9 protein-coding genes are annotated in these 16,945 nt (G+C 72.1%); 7 read left to right on the forward strand and 2 right to left on the reverse strand.

Going from position 1 to position 16,945, the window contains the following annotated elements:
* Positions 1 to 3: 3 nt before the first annotated feature.
* Entirely contained in the window at positions 4 to 972 is a 969-nt protein-coding gene (locus tag ACFWP2_RS01270) for a phosphatase PAP2 family protein (RefSeq protein WP_380447028.1), read from the reverse strand.
* 318 nt (positions 973 to 1,290) lie between these two features.
* Here ACFWP2_RS01270 and pulA point away from each other — a divergent pair, with 318 nt between their 5' ends.
* From pulA to ACFWP2_RS01285, 3 genes are all read left to right on the forward strand, one after another.
* Entirely contained in the window at positions 1,291 to 6,837 is a 5,547-nt protein-coding gene (pulA, locus tag ACFWP2_RS01275) for a pullulanase-type alpha-1,6-glucosidase (protein ID WP_380447030.1), read from the forward strand.
* 580 nt (positions 6,838 to 7,417) lie between these two features.
* Complete coding sequence (locus ACFWP2_RS01280; RefSeq protein ID WP_380447032.1) at positions 7,418 to 9,745, forward strand: M4 family metallopeptidase; 2,328 nt, start codon at positions 7,418 to 7,420, stop codon at positions 9,743 to 9,745.
* A 205-nt stretch (positions 9,746 to 9,950) separates the two neighbouring features.
* Entirely contained in the window at positions 9,951 to 11,714 is a 1,764-nt protein-coding gene (locus ACFWP2_RS01285) for a carbohydrate-binding module family 20 domain-containing protein (protein ID WP_380447034.1), read from the forward strand.
* A 151-nt stretch (positions 11,715 to 11,865) separates the two neighbouring features.
* Here the strand turns inward: ACFWP2_RS01285 and ACFWP2_RS01290 are convergent, their stop codons facing one another.
* On the reverse strand, positions 11,866 to 12,609 hold the full coding sequence (locus tag ACFWP2_RS01290) for an SDR family oxidoreductase (RefSeq protein ID WP_380447036.1): 744 nt from the start codon (positions 12,607 to 12,609) through the stop codon (positions 11,866 to 11,868).
* 397 nt (positions 12,610 to 13,006) lie between these two features.
* Between ACFWP2_RS01290 and ACFWP2_RS01295 the strand changes: the two genes are divergently transcribed.
* The 4 genes from ACFWP2_RS01295 (at position 13,007) to ACFWP2_RS01310 (ending at position 16,933) form a co-directional block, all read left to right on the forward strand.
* A complete protein-coding gene (locus ACFWP2_RS01295; protein WP_380447038.1) occupies positions 13,007 to 14,062 on the forward strand; it encodes an alpha/beta hydrolase in 1,056 nt (351 codons plus the stop codon).
* 319 nt (positions 14,063 to 14,381) lie between these two features.
* The gene (locus tag ACFWP2_RS01300) at positions 14,382 to 15,200 is read left to right on the forward strand and encodes a hemerythrin domain-containing protein (protein ID WP_380447040.1); all 819 of its coding nucleotides are present in this window, start codon (positions 14,382 to 14,384) and stop codon (positions 15,198 to 15,200) included.
* A gap of 240 nt (positions 15,201 to 15,440) precedes the next feature.
* The gene (locus ACFWP2_RS01305; protein WP_380447042.1) at positions 15,441 to 15,842 is read left to right on the forward strand and encodes a hypothetical protein; all 402 of its coding nucleotides are present in this window, start codon (positions 15,441 to 15,443) and stop codon (positions 15,840 to 15,842) included.
* A 128-nt stretch (positions 15,843 to 15,970) separates the two neighbouring features.
* Positions 15,971 to 16,933, forward strand: coding sequence for a DUF1152 domain-containing protein (locus ACFWP2_RS01310; protein WP_380447044.1), 963 nt, complete (start codon positions 15,971 to 15,973; stop codon positions 16,931 to 16,933).
* Positions 16,934 to 16,945 lie beyond the last annotated feature (12 nt).

Genomic DNA, 16,945 nt, shown 5'->3' on the forward strand with positions numbered 1-16,945 from the left:
GGGCTAGCGGCGCGCGCTGCTGACCGCGGGCTCGCTCCACTGCTCGGGCACGGTGATCGGCTGCTCCGCCGCCGTCTCCCGGGCGGGCACCCTGGGCAGCCGGTAGACCCATTCGTGGTACAGCCAGCGGGCGGTGAGGAAGCCCAGTGCCAGGCAGAGCTCGCCGCCGACGGCGTCCATCCAGAAGTGGTTGGCGGTGGAGACGATGACCACCAGGGTGGCGGCGGGGTACAGCAGGCCGAGCACCCTGACCCACGTCCGGCGGGCCAGGAAGAAGATCGCCAGGCCGCACCACATCGACCAGCCGATGTGCATCGAGGGCATCGCCGCGTACTGGTTGGAGACGTGCGCGGCGGGCCCGGAGGCCATGGAGCCCCAGGTGCCGTGGGTCTTCACGGTGTCGATGAAGCCGCCGTCGGTCATCAGCCGGGGCGGGGCCAGCGGGAAGAAGTAGAAGCCGACCAGGGCGATCCCGGTGGTGACGAACAGCACGGTGCGGGCCGCGACGTAGCGCCCGGGGTGGCGGCGGTAGAGCCAGACCAGCACGCCGATCGTGATCACGAAGTGCAGCGTCGCGTAGTAGTAGTTCATCCCGGTGATGAGCCACCCGACGCTGTCCACCGCGTGGTTGATCGAGTGCTCGACGGCGATGCCGAGGTGCTGCTCCAGGCTCCAGATCCAGCTCGCGTGCTTCTGGGCTATCGCTTCCTGTTCGGGGACCGCGTTGCGCACGATCGAGTAGATCCAGTAGCTGATCCCGATCAGCGCCAGCTCGAACCAGATCCGCGGCCTGGCCGGCGACCGGCGCTGGGCGCTGATGCGGCCGCGCAGGACGGCGGTACGGGACTGGGCGGCACGGGTGGCTCCATCGGGCAGGCGGCCGGGGAGGGCCTTCGCTGCTTCGGAACCGCCACCACTGGCCGCGTCGGCGCGCCCGGCGTCGCCTCGCTGGATCTCGGTCGGTTCCCCCATGGACGGCAAGTCTGCCAGACCGCTCGTAGCCGTCCGCTCATCCTCTGGAAGTGGATTCTTCACCGGCTGTCCCCCTTGAGGGCTAGGGGCCGGCTCCCACCGGGGTAGGGGGTGCTCTGGGGTTCGGTGCGTACCGGTGGGACGGACATGTGTCCCATTGTCACGCCCGTCGCTCCGGGGGAGTAATCGGGGTGGTCGGAGAGGGTCGCCCACCTGGAATTTCCCGGCACGAAACGGTTTCTGCATCTTGCTGAAACATATTGCAGGCCGCTAGCTTCCTGGGAACCCGACCGCCCCTTCCCCCTAAGGGAGCCCTCAGTGGCCGATGCCCCGCTCCGTCCCCGACGGAGCACCGCCCGACGCACCACAGGCCGCCGCAGACCGCCGGGCCGTACGGCCGTCCTGCTGGCCGCCGCCCTGACCGCCGCCACCCTCGGCGGCGCCCCCGCGGCCCTCGCCGCCGCCCCGCCGGCCCCGCCCTCGGACGCCGCGCTGGCGGCCACCGCCGGGCGGCACGACCTCACCCGCGAGCAGTTCTACTTCGTCCTGCCCGACCGCTTCGCCAACGGCGACGCCGGCAACGACGGCGGAGGCATCACCGGCGGGCGGCTGGAGAACGGCTTCGACCCCGCCGACAAGGGCTTCTACCACGGCGGCGACCTGGCCGGGCTGATCCAGCGGCTCGACTACATCCAGAACCTCGGCACCACCGCGATCTGGATGGCCCCGATCTTCAAGAACAAGCCGGTGCAGGGCAGCGGGGCCGACGCCTCGGCCGGGTACCACGGCTACTGGATCACCGACTTCACCCAGGTCGACCCGCACTTCGGCACCAACGAGCAGCTCAAGGAGCTGATAGCCAAGGCGCACGCCCGCGGCATCAAGGTGTTCTTCGACGTCATCACCAACCACACCGCCGACGTCATCGACTACGCCGAGAAGCAGTACGGCTACCGCTCCGCCGGCGCCTACCCGACGCTCGACGCGGACGGGAACCCGGTGGACGAGACCGCCGTCGCCGACGCGGGCGCCCCCTGGCCGCGGACCACCAAGGACTCCTTCCCCTACACCCCGGTCCTGCGCGCCCCGGCCGACGCCACCGCCAAGACCCCGTCCTGGCTCAACGACCCGGCGCTCTACCACAACCGGGGCGACTCGACCTTCGTCGGCGAGTCCGCCACCGAGGGCGACTTCAGCGGCCTGGACGACCTCGACACCCAGAACCCCAAGGTGGTGAAGGGCTTCGAGAAGGTCTACCAGCAGTGGGTCAAGGACGCCGGCGTGGACGGCTTCCGGATCGACACCGTCAAGCACGTCAACATGGCCTTCTGGCAGCAGTGGGCGCCCGCGCTCAAGGACTTCGCCGCCAAGCAGGGCAACAAGAAGTTCTTCATGTTCGGCGAGGTCTACTCCGGGGACCCCGCGGTCACCTCGCCGTACGTCACCAAGGGCCGGCTCCAGGCCACCCTGGACTTCCCGTTCCAGGGCGCGGCCCGCTCCTACGTCTCGCAGGGCGGCTCGGCGCGCGGCCTCGCCGACGTCTACGCCCAGGACTACCGCTACACGAGCGCCGACACCGACGCGTACGAGCTGCCGACCTTCCTCGGCAACCACGACATGGGCCGCTTCGGCTCCTTCCTGCTCGCCGACAACCCCGGCGCCGACGACGCCACGCTGCTGAGGAAGGACCGGCTCGGCAACGAGCTGCAGTTCCTCACCCGCGGCCAGCCCGTCGTCTACTACGGCGACGAGCAGGGCTTCACCGGCCCGGGCGGCGACAAGGACGCCCGGCAGGACCTGTTCGCCTCGAAGACGGCCTCCTACAACGGCGACCGGGTGCTCGGCGGCCCCTCCGGCCCGGCCGACCGCTACGGGCAGGGCGGCGAGCTCTACCAGGGCATCGCCGGGCTGGCCCGGCTGCGCCGGGACAACCCGGCACTGGCCGACGGCGCCCAGATCGAGCGGTACGCCGCCGACGGCGCGGGCGTGTACGCCTTCTCCCGGATCGACGCCGGCCAGCAGGTCGAGTACCTGGTCGCGGTCAACAACGCCACCGAGGCGAAGACCGTCACCCTGGACACCTTCTCGGCGGGGATGGGCTTCGACCGGATCTACCCGTCCACGGGGGAGCGGATCACCAGTGGCGCCGACCGCCGGGTGACCGTCACCGTGCCGGCGCTCTCCTCCGTCGTGCTCAAGGCGGGCGGGAAGCTCGCGGCCGCCGGTCCGGCGCCGCAGCTCTCGGTGCGGCCGCCGGCGGACGGTTCGACCGGGCTCGTCACGGTCGGTGCCGGCGTGGACGGCAACGGCTTCGACCGGGTGAGCTTCGCCGCCCAGATCGGCAACGGGCCCTGGCAGACCCTGGGCACCGCCGACACCGGCAAGTCCGGCTCCGACGGCCGACGGCTCTTCGCCGTCACCCAGGACCTGGGCGCCGTCGCCCCCGGCACGGTGGTCCGCTACAAGGCCGTCGTGCGGGACTCCGGCGGCCACCTGCGCTCCGCCACCGCGAGCTTCACCACCGGCACCCCCGCGCCCGAGCCGGCGCCCACCGCCGGCTCCCGCCCGTACGCCGTCGTCCACTACAACCGGCCGGACGGCGACTACGACGGCTGGAACCTCTACGCCTGGGGCGACCTCGCCGACGGCGAGGCCACCCCGTGGCCGGCCGGGCACGCCTTCACCGGGCGGGACGCCTACGGCGCCTTCGCGTACGTCCGGCTGAAGCCCGGCGCCTCGGACGTCGGGTTCATCGTGGAGAAGGACGGCGTCAAGGACGTCGACGCCGACCGGCACCTCGACGTCGGCAGCGCCGGAGAGGTGTGGCTCAAGCAGGGCGACCCGGCCGTGCGCACCGCGGACCCCGGGCCGCCGAACAGCCAGCCCGCGAACACCGCCGTCATCCACTACAACCGGGCCGACGGCGACTACGACGGCTGGGGCCTGCACGACTGGACCGGCGCGGCCACCCCGACCGACTGGGGCAAGCCGCTGGCGCCGGTGCGCCGCGACGCCTTCGGCGCCGTCTTCGAGGTGCCGCTGGCCCCCGGGGCGACCAGCCTCAGCTACATCCTGCACAAGGGCAACGACAAGGACCTGCCCGCCGACCAGTCGCTGGACCTCGCCGTCAACGGCCGGGAGGTCTGGATCCTCGGCGGCCGCGAGGGCTACCTGCTGCCGCAGAACCCGGCCGCCACCTCGCAGATCGACCTCACCGGGGCCAAGGCCCAGTGGATCGACGCGAGGACCGTCGTCGTCCCGGCGAACTACGGCGCGGGCGACGACGCCCTGGCCGGCGGCACCAGCGCCCAGCTGGTGTACGACCCGGCGGGCGGCATCAAGGCCGACAAGGGCGCGCTGACCAAGCCCGGCCGGTGGCTGCGGCTCACCCCGGTCAAGGGCGGGCTGACCGACGCGCAGAAGGTCAGGTACCCGCACCTGGCGGGCTACCGGGCCTTCACCGTGGACGGCCGGGACGCCGCCCGCGTGCCGGCCGCGCTCCGCGCCCAGCTGCTGTTCACCGAGCACCTGCCCAGCGGCGCCGTCCTGGCCGCCACCGGGGTGCAGATCCCGGGCGTGCTGGACGACCTGTACGCCGGGCGGACCGGCAAGGTGGACTTCGGACCGGCCCACTACAACGGCAAGGTGGCGCTCTCGCTCTGGGCGCCGACCGCGCAGGAGGTCTCCGTCCAGGTCTTCGACAGCGCCACCGGCGGCACCCCGAAGACCCTGCCGCTGAAGCTCGACGACGAGACCGGGGTGTGGGAAGTCGTCCGCGACAAGCGCGAGTTGGACGGCAAGTACTACCTGTACCAGGTGAAGGTCTGGGCGCCCTCGACCCAGCAGCTGGTGGTCAACACCGTCACCGACCCGTACTCGGTGGCGCTGTCCACCGACTCCGGGCGGAGCCTGGTCGCCGACCTCGACGCCAAGGAGCTCAAGCCGCAGGGCTGGGACGACCACGCCCGACCGCAGGCCGTCCCGCCCGCGCGGGAGCAGATCCAGGAGCTGCACGTCCGGGACTTCTCGGTCGAGGACCCCACCGTCCCGGCCGCCGAGCGCGGCACCTACCTGGCGTTCACCGAGTCGGACTCGGCCGGGATGCGGCACCTGCGGGAGCTCGCCGCGGCCGGGGTGACCACGGTGCACCTGCTGCCGACCTTCGACATCGCCACCATCCGGGAGAACCGGGCGGACCAGAAGCTGCCCGCCTGCGACCTCAAGTCCCTTCCGGCGGACGGCCCGAAGCAGCAGGAGTGCGTGGCGGCCGTGGCCGCCGACGACGCGTACAACTGGGGCTACGACCCGCTGCACTACAACGTGCCGGAGGGCTCCTACGCCACGGACCCGAACAGCACGGCGCGCACCGTGCAGTTCCGGCGGATGGTGCAGGCGATGCACGCGGCCGGGCTGCGGGTGGTGCTCGACGTGGTCTACAACCACACCGCCGCCGCCGGCCAGGCCGAGCACTCGGTGCTGGACCGGGTGGTTCCCGGCTACTACCAGCGCCTCGACGCCAACGGCAAGGTGACGACGGACAGTTGCTGCGCCGACACCGCGCCCGAGCACGCCATGATGAACCGGCTGGTGGTCGACTCGGTGACGCTGTGGGCCCGTGAGTACAAGGTGGACGGCTTCCGCTTCGACCTGATGGGCCTGGACCCGAAGTCCACCATGCTGGACGTGCAGTCCGCGCTGCGGCGGATGACGCCGGACTCGGACGGCGTGGACGGCAAGAACGTCCTCCTGTACGGCGAGGGCTGGAACTTCGGCGTGGTCGCGAACAACGCCCGGTTCGAGCAGGCCACCCAGGCCAACATGGCCGGCACCGGCATCGCCACCTTCGACGACCGGATCCGGGACGCCGCCCGCGGCGGCAACTTCATGCTGAACTCCGCCCCGCAGCAGGGCTTCGCCTCGGGCCTGTACACCGACCCGAACGGCTCGGCCGCGAACGGCACCCCGGAGGAGCAGAAGGCCCGGCTGCTGCACCAGATGGACCAGCTGAAGGTCGGGCTGACCGGCAACCTGGCGGGCTACTCCTTCACCGACAGCTCCGGAAAGTCCGTCACCGGCGCCCAGGTCGACTACAACGGAGCCCCGACCGGGTACGCGGCGAAGCCCGGCGAGGCGGTGGAGTACGTGGACGCCCACGACAACACCGACCTCTTCGACGCCCTCGCGTACAAGCTGCCGACCGGCACCGCGCCCGCCGACCGGGCCAGGATGCAGGCCCTCGGGCTCTCGCTGACCGCGCTCACCCAGGGCGCGGGCTTCGCCCAGGCCGGCAGCGACCTGCTGCGTTCCAAGTCGCTCGACTCCAACTCCTACGACTCGGGGGACTGGTTCAACGCGATCCACTGGGACGCCGCGGCCGGCAACGGCTGGGGCCGCGGCCTGCCGATGGCGAAGGACAACCAGGAGCAGTGGACGGCGGCGCGGTCCCTGCTGGCGAACCCGGCGCTGACGGTGGGCGCGGCCGACATCCGGTCGGCCTCGGCGCAGTACCGGGAGTTCCTGCGGATCAAGCAGTCCTCGCCGCTGTTCTCGCTGCCGAGCCTGGCCGCCGTCCAGCAGCGGCTCTCCTACCCGCTCTCCGGCACCGCCGGTGAGACCCCCGGGGTGATCACCCTGCACCTGGACGGCACCGGCCTGCCGGGGGCGGAGAAGGGCGTCACGGTGGTCTTCAACGCCACGCCCACCGCGCAGGCGCAGACCGTGTCGGCCCTGCGGGGCACCGGCCAGGCGCTGCACCCCGTCCAGGCGGGCGGGGCGGACCGGGTGGTGCAGCGGTCCGGCTTCGACGCCGCGACCGGCACCTTCACCGTGCCGGGCCGCACCGTGGCGGTGTTCGTCCAGCACTGATTCGTACACCGCGCCAACGTCCGGGCCCCGTACCACCGTTCAGGTGGTGCGGGGCCCGGTTGCGGTCGCGGGTGCGGTCCGTGGACGGCGCGGTTCCGTTCCGGACGCGAATGGCCGGAAACCGTCGATGGCACGGCCGGAACTGTGACGTGCCGGGCCTGCCGGGCGCTGTCGGCCACCCGCCGGTGCCGACCGCGGTTCTGAGTGCTGGTCATCGACCTCCGGCAGTGATCGAACTTTATCCGGGGCATGAAAACCGTGTTCACGAGTTCGTGACGGGGTAACACAACTGACGGAGCGGCCCGCATACGGTTTCGGTAATGAATCGGCCAATCCGTGGCATGCATCTGTCATTAACGGCTCGTTTGCTGCCACGATTCCCCCGGCTGTAGACGAGGGGGCCCCACCCCCCGGTGCAGCCGTTCGGTTCAGGTGCAGCGCGTCCCAACCCCTGCAAACGAGTTGTGAGCCCGCATCCGCACTCCCGTCGTACCCGGCGGGGGCCCCCACTGCGCCGCAACCGCGGCCCAGGTTTCTCTCCACCGTGCGCGACCCAGCGCCGGTCGGAAAAGGAGTCCGCATGTCCCGTTACGCTCACGCCCGGAAGGCGGCGGTTGTCATGGCCGCCTCCACCGCGCTGCTGGTCACCGGCTTCCCGGTGATAGCCCAGGCGGCCACGCCGGACGCGCCGGCCGCCGTCGCGGCCCAGCAGGCGAGCCGCGCCCAGCTGATCTCCGTCGCCAACCAGCAGACCGCCTCCCTCGCCCAGAGCCTGGGCCTGAGCGGCAGCGAGCAGCTGGTCACCAAGGACGTCATCCAGGACGCGGACGGCACCCGCCACCTGCGGTACGAGCGCACCCTCAACGGACTGCCCGTCCTGGGTGGGGACCTGGTGGTGCACCAGGCGCCCACCGGTGCGACCAAGAGCGTTGACCGGGCCAGCACCGCCTCGCTGAGCGGTGTGAGCACCACGCCGAAGCTGGCCGCGCCGGCCGCGCAGAGCGCCGCCCTCGCCGCCGAGGCGGGCACCGCGGTCGAGACCGCGCCGCGCCTGGTGGTCTGGGCCGCCGACAACAGCCCCCGGCTGGCCTGGGAGACCGTCGTCTCCTCCACCAAGTCCGACGGCACCCCGAGCAAGATGCACGTCGTCACCGACGCCACCAGCGGCCAGGTCATCCAGCAGTGGGACGGCATCGAGACCGGCTCCGGCAAGGGCGTCTTCGTCGGCAACGTCACCATCGGCACCACCCAGTCCGGGTCGACCTTCCAGATGAAGGACGCCGCCCGCGGCAACGGGTACACCACCAACCTGAACCACGGGACCTCGGGCGCCGGCACGCTGTACAGCAAGGCCACCGACACCTGGGGCGACGGCACCGTCAGCAACGGCGAGTCCGCCGCGGTCGACGCCCACTTCGGCGTCGCGTCCACCTGGGACTACTACAAGAACACCTTCGGCCGCAACGGCATCCGCAACGACGGTGTCGGCGCCTACAGCCGCGTCCACTACGGCAACAACTACGTGAACGCGTTCTGGGACGACTCCTGCTTCTGCATGACGTACGGCGACGGCTCCAACAACACCGCGCCGCTGACCGAGCTGGACGTCGCGGGCCACGAGATGAGCCACGGCGTCACCGCGGCCACCGCCAACCTGACCTACTCCGGCGAGTCCGGCGGCCTCAACGAGGCCACCTCGGACATCTTCGGCTCGATGGTCGAGTTCTCCGCCAACATCCCGAGCGACAACCCCGACTACCTCATCGGTGAGTTGATCGACATCAACGGGAACGGCACCCCGCTGCGCTACATGGACAAGCCGTCCAAGGACGGTGCCTCGGCCGACTACTGGTCCTCCACCGTCGGCAACAAGGACGTCCACTACTCCTCCGGCGTCGCCAACCACTTCTTCTACCTGCTGGCCGAGGGCAGCGGCGCGAAGGTGATCAACGGCGTCAGCTACGACTCGCCGACCCAGGGCAACATCACGGTCACCGGCATCGGCCGGGACAAGGCCGCGGCCGTCTGGTACAAGGCGCTGACCACCTACATGACCTCCAGCACCAACTACGCCGCGGCGCGCGTCGCGACGGAGAAGGCGGCCACCGACCTGTACGGCGCCGGCAGCGCCGAGGTGACCGCGGTCAGCACCGCCTGGGCGGGCGTCAACGTCGGCACGGTGCCCTCGGGCGGCGTCACCGTCACCAACCCGGGCAACCAGTCCACCGCCGTCGGCGGCGCCGTCAACCTCCAGATCAGCGCCACCGGCGGCACCGCCCCGCTGACCTACACCGCGACCGGCCTGCCCACCGGGCTGTCGATCTCCTCCTCCGGCGCGATCACCGGCACCGCCTCCACCGCGGGCACCTACAACGTGACCGTCACGGCGAAGGACGCGGCCAACAAGACCGGCAGCACCAGCTTCACCTGGACCGTCTCCACCGGTGGCGGCAGCTGCACCCCGGCCCAGCTGCTGGGCAACGCCGGCTTCGAGACCGGCACCGCCACCCCGTGGACCGCGTCCAGCGGCGTGGTGGACAGCAGCACCTCGCAGGCGGCCCACAGCGGCTCCTGGAAGGCGTGGCTGAACGGCTACGGCTCCACCCACTCGGACTCGCTGTCCCAGACGGTGAGCATCCCGGCGGGCTGCAAGGCGACGCTGAGCTTCTGGCTGCACATCGACACCGCGGAGTCGGGCAGCACCCAGTACGACAAGCTGACCGTGTCGGTCAACGGCACCACGCTGAAGACCTACTCCAACGTGGACGCCGCGGCTGGCTACCAGCAGCGCACCTTCGACCTGTCGGCCTACGCGGGCCAGACGGTCACCGTGAAGTTCGCCGGGACCGAGGACGCCTCGCTCCAGACCAGCTTCGTGATCGACGACACCTCCGTCCAGACCGGCTGAGCCCGGGCCGGCTCCTGAGGGGCCGGTGAACCAGGACAGGTGAGGGGCCCGGTGGCTACGGCTGCCGGGCCCTTGTCGTGCCCGAGGTCTTGACGGCCCCCGCGGTCGCCTCTAGGTTCGGCGCTGCAAGTTTCCGGCAAGTTTCAGAAACTTCCTGCACTCTTCACCTCCGGCTGCCCCACCCCAGCCACCCCCAGGAGACGACGTGGTCACCACCGCCCCCACCCGCCCCCGGCCTTCGGCAGGGAGGACCCCCAGGCCCGCCCGCGCGGCCGGCGCGCTCGCCGCCTCGGCCGCGCTCGCGCTCTCGCTCGGCACCTTCGTCGGCGCCCCGGCCGCCCAGGCCGCCCCGCCCACCACCAACGGCAAGGACGTCACCGCCACCCTCTTCGAGTGGCGCTTCGACTCCGTCGCCCAGGCCTGCACCTCCACCCTCGGCCCCAAGGGCTACGGCTTCGTCGAGGTCTCCCCGCCGCAGGAGCACATCCAGGGCGCCCAGTGGTGGACCTCCTACCAGCCGGTCAGCTACAAGATCGCCGGACGGCTCGGCGACCGCACGTCCTTCGGGAACATGGTCGCCACCTGCCACGCGGCCGGCGTCAAGGTGATCGCCGACGCGGTGGTCAACCACATGTCGGCGGGCTCCGGCACCGGCACCGGCGGCACCGCGTACACCAAGTACAACTACCCCGGCACGTACCAGGACCAGGACTTCCACACCTGCCGCCAGCCGATCACCAACTACCAGGACCGCGGCAACGTCCAGAACTGCGAGCTGGAGAACCTCTCCGACCTGAACACCGGCAGCGCGTACGTCCAGAGCACCATCGCGCACTACCTGGACGACCTCGCCTCGCTCGGCGTCGACGGCTACCGGATCGACGCCGCCAAGCACATCGCCGCCACCGACCTCGCGGCGATCAAGGCCAAGATGGCCAACCCCAAGGCCTACTGGGTCCAGGAGGTCATCTACGGCGCCGGCGAGCCGGTCCAGCCCACCGAGTACACCGGCACCGGCGACGTGGACGAGTTCCGGGTCGGCATGGACCTCAAGCGGATGTTCACCACCGACAAGCTCGCCAACCTCAGCGGCTGGGGCGCCTCCTGGGGCTACCTGCCGAGCGGGCAGGCGCGCGCCTTCGTCGACAACTGGGACACCGAGCGCAACGGTTCCACCCTCAACTACACCTACGGCAACACCTACACGCTGGCCAACGTCTTCCTGCTGGCCTCGCCGTACGGCGCCCCCAACGTCTACTCCGGCTACTCCTTCGCCACCAGGGACGACGGCCCGCCGAACGGCGGCACCGTCAACGCCTGCTACCAGGACGGCTGGAACTGCACCCACGCCTGGCGGCAGGTCGCCAACATGGTCGGCTTCCGCAACGCGGTGGCGGGCACCGGGGTGACCGACTGGTGGTCCAACGGCGGCAACGCGATCGCCTTCGGCCGCGGCAACCGGGGCTACGTGGCGATCAACCACGAGGGCGGTGCGATCACCCGGACCTTCCAGACCGGGCTGCCGGCCGGCACCTACTGCGACGTCCAGCACGGCGACCCGCAGGCGGGCGGCGGCTGCACCGGCCCGACGTACCAGGTGGGCGCCAACGGGCAGTTCACCGCGACGGTCGGCGCGGGCGACGCGGTCGCGCTGTACGTCCAGCCCGGCACGAGCGTCTCCGCCGCCTCGTTCAACGTCAACGCGACCACCTCCCCCGGGCAGAACGTCTACGTGGTCGGCGACGCCGCGGCGCTCGGTGCCTGGGACCCGGCGAAGGCCCTGCCGCTCTCCTCGGCCGGCTACCCGGTCTGGTCGCTGGCGCTGTCGCTGCCGGCCGGCACCTCCTTCCAGTACAAGTACGTCCGCAAGGACGCGAGCGGCACGGTGACCTGGGAGTCCGGCGCCAACCGGACGGCGACGGTGCCCTCGGGCGGCACGGTCACGCTGAACGACACCTGGCGGCCGTGAGCCGCAGGCCCCGGTCCGTCCCGGATCCCCGTCGGAACGCTCCGGCGGGGATCCGCCGTGTCGGCGGGCGGGTCGGCCGGGCCGGGGTGGGGCGGGGCCGCCGGGCCGGCTCCGGGGCGGGGCCGCCCGGCCCGCGGCTCACGGCCGTCCGTCACCCCCGGCCGATGTACGGCATGGCCGTCGCCATCACGGTGGCGAACTGCACATTGGCCTCCAGCGGCAGCCCGGCCATGTGCCGCACGGTACGGGCCACGTCGGCCACGTCCATGGTCGGCTCGGGGGCGATCCGGCCGTCCGCCTGCCGCACGCCCGCACCCATCGCCGCCGTCATGTCGGTCGCCGCGTTGCCGATGTCGATCTGCCCGCAGGCGATCCGGTACGGGCGGCCGTCCAGCGACAGCGACTTGGTCAGGCCCGTGACGGCGTGCTTGGTCGCCGTGTAGGCGATCGACTGCGGGCGCGGGACGTGCGCGGAGATCGAGCCGTTGTTGATGATCCGGCCGCCCTGCGGGTCCTGCGCCCTCATCTGCCGGAACGCGGCCCGGGCGCAGAGGAAGGCGCCGGTCAGGTTGAGGTCGACCACGGCCCGCCAGTCCTCGACGGACAGCTCCTCCAGCGGGACGGCCGGGCCGAAGGCGCCGGCGTTGTTGAACAGCAGGTCCACCCGGCCGTGCCGCCCGGCGGCCGCGGCGAACAGGGCGTCCACCGCGTCCGGGTCGGTGACGTCGGTCGGCACCACGTCGGCCGGGGCGGCGCAGAGCCCGGCGGTCTCCCGAAGCGGCCCGGCCCGCCGGCCGGCCAGCACCGTCCGCCAGCCGGCCGCGGCCAGTTCGACCGCGACGGCCCGGCCGACGCCGCTCCCGGCTCCGGTGACGACGGCGATCCGCTGGTGCATGGCACCCTCCTCGATGACGGTTCCCGCTCGGCCTCGGGCGTGCTCCGGAGATCGTCGCGGATCGGCGGCCCGCCGTCACTGGTCAAAGCCGCCAAAATCCGGACGGCTCGACGGGAGTCCGGCGGCCACCCCCGCCATCCGGCCCCCGCCGTCCGGCGGGAGCGGCGGAGGCCTTTACCCGATCGCGAACAAACATTGGATTTCCGGTGGCCACCTCGCAACCGGGCCACCCCGGCCCACGTCATAAGATCGCAGGAAGGCGCACCCCCGCGAGGGGCGGCGCGCCATCGCTCCGGGGGACGCACCAGCGCTGTGCCCCCGGGTCTGTCCGGCCCCACCGGGGGGCCGCCGCCCGGTCAGACGGACCGGGCGCGACATCGGTCGGAGAGTCCTCACCGTGCTTAGGCAGTCGTCCCGTTCCCGCGCCGTCCTGTCCGGCGCCGCCGTGCTCGCCCTGGCCGCCTCGCTCGCGGCCTGCGGGAGTTCCGGCGGTGGGAAGGGGGACAGCGCCACGGCGAACGCCACCCCGGCCGGCGGCAGCAGCTCGGCGGGCAGCCCGAGCGCCACCGGCACCACCCCGGCCGCGACCGGCAGCGCGACGGCCTCCTCCGGCAAGGTGCTGATGCCCACCGGGCCCGCCGCCGCCCTCAACAAGGTCCGGGACACCGGTGCCGGCCCGATCATGACGACCAAGGTGACCGGCGCGAAGTCCGGCGTCACCGGCCAGGTCTGGGTCTGGCTGCCGCCCGAGTACAACGACCCCAAGTTCGCCAAGACCGGCTTCCCGGTGCTCACCCTGTTCGCGGGCGGCCAGAGCAACGGCTACAACACCTGGACCGACAACCAGCTCCCGATCCAGGAGGAGAACCAGCAGCTGGTCAAGGAGGGCAAGTCCCACCCGTTCATCATGATCATGCCGGTGCAGAACTTCAACAGCGACGAGAAGAACGCGCTGGACTGCTCCGACATCCCGGGCCAGCCCAAGATGGGCACCTGGATGGCCGAGGACATCCCGGACTTCGTCCGCGCCAACTTCCGCACCGTGAAGGGCCGTGACGGCTGGGGCGTGATGGGCGCCTCCACCGGCGGCTTCTGCAGCGCCAAGCTCGCGCTCCAGTACCCGCAGGTCTACAAGGCCGCGGTGCCGATCGACGGCTACTTCATCCCGGACTCCGGGCTGTGGAAGGGCCACGACGCCGAGCGCGCGGCCAACAACCCGGACGTGCTGGTCGCCCAGGGCAAGGCCGACGTCAGCATGCTGGTCACCGCGGGCGGCGCCAACCCGTACGAGACCAAGGTGGTCAAGAGCTGGGTGGCCAAGGCCGTCCCGCCGGTGAGCCTGGAGTACCACGAGCAGCCCGGCGGCAAGCACCTGACCTCGGACTTCAAGAAGATGATCCCGGACACCCTGGTGTGGCTCACGGCCCACCTGGCGGGGCCCGCGGCCGACTGAGGCCCCGGCGCCCTCCTCCGCTGTTCCTTCCGCTGCTTCCACCGCCGCTTCCACCGCTCTGACCCGTACCGCCGGTGCCGGGACGCGTTCGCGCTCCCGACGCCGGCGGTCCTGCTTTCCGGCGGGGCCGCCGATGATCCTCGGTGGTCGCGGGTGGTCGCGGGTGGTCGCCGGACGGTTGCGCCGCTCGTCCGCAGGCCCGTGACCTGCGCGTCAATCGGACATTGATTCGCTTCTGATCGACTGCGAGCACCTTGGCTGGGGCGGTCCGCAACCGGCCGCCACCACCCGCCGTGCCCCAAGCCGTGAAGAGAGTGCCATGCCGATCCACCTGGTGCCCCAGCCCCTCGCCACCCCCACCGTGCCCGCCCAGGGTGTGTCCGGAACCGACTCGCCGGCCGCGGCCCCGTACGGGCGGGCCGCGGCCGACGAGCCCGCCACCCTGCGGTTCGCCGGGCTGCGCCTGGTGCACGCCGCGCTGCGCCGGGACCTCGCCCGGCTGCCCAACGCGCTGCGGCTGCTCCAGCCCGAGGAGGACGACAAGGGCGAGGCCCTGCTGCGGCACTGGAACTTCATCACCGCGATGCTCACCTGCCACCACGAGCAGCAGGACACCCGGCTCTGGCCGATCGTGCGCCGGTTCGCCCCCGAGCTGCGGCTGCTGCTCAACTGGTTGGAGGACGACCACCACAACCTGGACCACTCCTTCACCCGGGTGACCACGCTGGTGCGGATCGCCAGCCGGGACACCGGCAGCGCCTGGCCGGTCGCGTACGCGATGGAGGACCTCGCGGCCCGGCTGGAGACCCATCTGCGGATCGAGGAGCGGCAGTTGCTGCCCCGGATGGAGCGGGTGATCACGGACGGCTCCCGGCTCGGCGGGCTGGGCGAGCTGCTGGACCTGCTGCGGCTGGCCGACGGCCCGGGCGTGGCGGACGCGCTGGCCTGGCTCCTGGAGGGCGTGGAGCCCGCGCTGGTCGAGCGGCTGCTGGCCGACTGCGACGACGACGTGGCCCGCAACTGGCCGCACTGGCACGCGACCTACCAGCGCTGCACCTCGCCGCTGTGGGGCCCGGCGGACGGTCCGGCCGACGGCACCGCCATCGGCTTCGGCAGCCTGGGGCACTTCGCCGACTGACCGCGGGGCCTCTTCGCGGGCCGTTGATCTACGCGCGTGGCATATGCCTCCGGCAAGAGCTTCCGGACTGCGCCGGAACGGCTCCCGGTGCCGGCCGAATCCTCAACTCCCCATGCCCCCTAGGGGATTCGACCCATCGCTCTCGGGGTCGAGCCGTCCCGGCCGCTCCGGGCCGGACCAGGTAAGGCGTCACGCCGACGGTCGATGGCGGGCCGTTCCCGCCGCCGTACCGTCGACCGCATGACCGCAGCGCGCAGCACTCCCCGCCCGTACCGCACCCGCCCCGGGACCCGCCTCCGGCGCGGCCCCGCGCTCCTCGCCGCCGGCGCCGTCCTGGTGCTCGGCGCCGGACTGACCGCCTGCGAGGGCGGCGTGGCCCTCTGCCTGGACGACCACAAGTGCACCGTCGGCATCACGACCGAGGAGGCCGACGGCACCAAGACCGTCAAGGTCTTCGGCGGCGACAACCCGATGAAGCTGACCGTCGGCCACATCGGCGACAGCTCGGCCGAGGTGACCATCGGCGACGTCCGGAAGACCGCCACCAAGGACGCCGAGACCTCCGTCGGCGGCGTCAGGGTCACCCTGCGCAAGGCGAACAAGGCCGACCACTACGCCGAGTTGCGCGTCGAGCGGGACTGACCGTCCCCAGGTGCGACGAAGCGCTCCCGGCGCCCGCTCCGACGGTGACCGCGCTCCCCGGCGCCGCTGTCCCACCGCCGCTGTCCCACCGCCGCCGTCCCGCCGGGCCGTCCTGCTACCGTCCGCCGGTGACCTCTCTGCTGCAACCACCGCTGATCACCCGGCTGCTGGCCGCCGAGCGCATCCTGATCGCCGGAGCCGGCGGCGGCTTCGACGTCTACGCGGGGCTGCCGATCGCCCTCGCCCTGCGGGCCGCGGGCAAGGAGGTGCACCTGGCCAACCTCTCCTTCACCCACCTCTACGGCCTGCCCGGCGACGTCTGGGCGGAGCCCGGCGTGGCCCGGATCGGGCCGGACACCGCCGCCCCCGAGGGCTACTTCCCGGAGCGCACCCTGGCCCGCTGGCTGAACCTGCACCGGATGCCCGACACCGTGTGGGCCTTTCCGGCGGTGGGCGTGCGGCCGCTGCGCAAGGCCTACCGCAGGCTGGTCGCCCGCCTGGGGGTGGACGCGATCCTGCTGGTGGACGGCGGCACCGACATCCTGATGCGCGGCGACGAGGCCGGACTCGGCACCCCGGAGGAGGACATGGCGAGCCTGGCCGCGGTGGCCGGCCTGTCGGAGGTGCCCGAGCGGCTGGTCGCCTGCCTCGGCTTCGGCATCGACGCCCACCACGGCGTCAACCACTCCCTGGTGCTGGAGAACCTCGCCGCGATCGACCGGGCCGGGGGCTACCTCGGCGCCTTCTCCGTGCCGCGCGACAGCCGGGAAGGGGTGCTCTACCTGGACGCCGTCGAGCACGCCAGGGCCGCCTTCCCGGAGCACCCCAGCATCGTCAACGGCTCGGTCGCGGCGGCGCTGCGCGGCGAGTTCGGCGACGTCCGCTTCACCGAGCGGACCAAGGGCGAGCAGCTCTTCATCAACCCGCTGATGACGCTCTACTTCGGCGTCACCGTCGAGGCGCTGGCGGCCGAGCACCGGTACCTGGACCGGCTGGAGCGGACGGAGATGACACGTCAGATCGCCACCGTCATCGCGGAGTTCCAGGACGAACTGCCGCACCTGCGGCCGCCCCGGCAGTTCCCGCACTGACCCGGGGGCCAC

The sequence above is a fragment of the Kitasatospora sp. NPDC058444 genome, from assembly GCF_042721415.1.
Taxonomy (GTDB): domain Bacteria; phylum Actinomycetota; class Actinomycetes; order Streptomycetales; family Streptomycetaceae; genus Kitasatospora.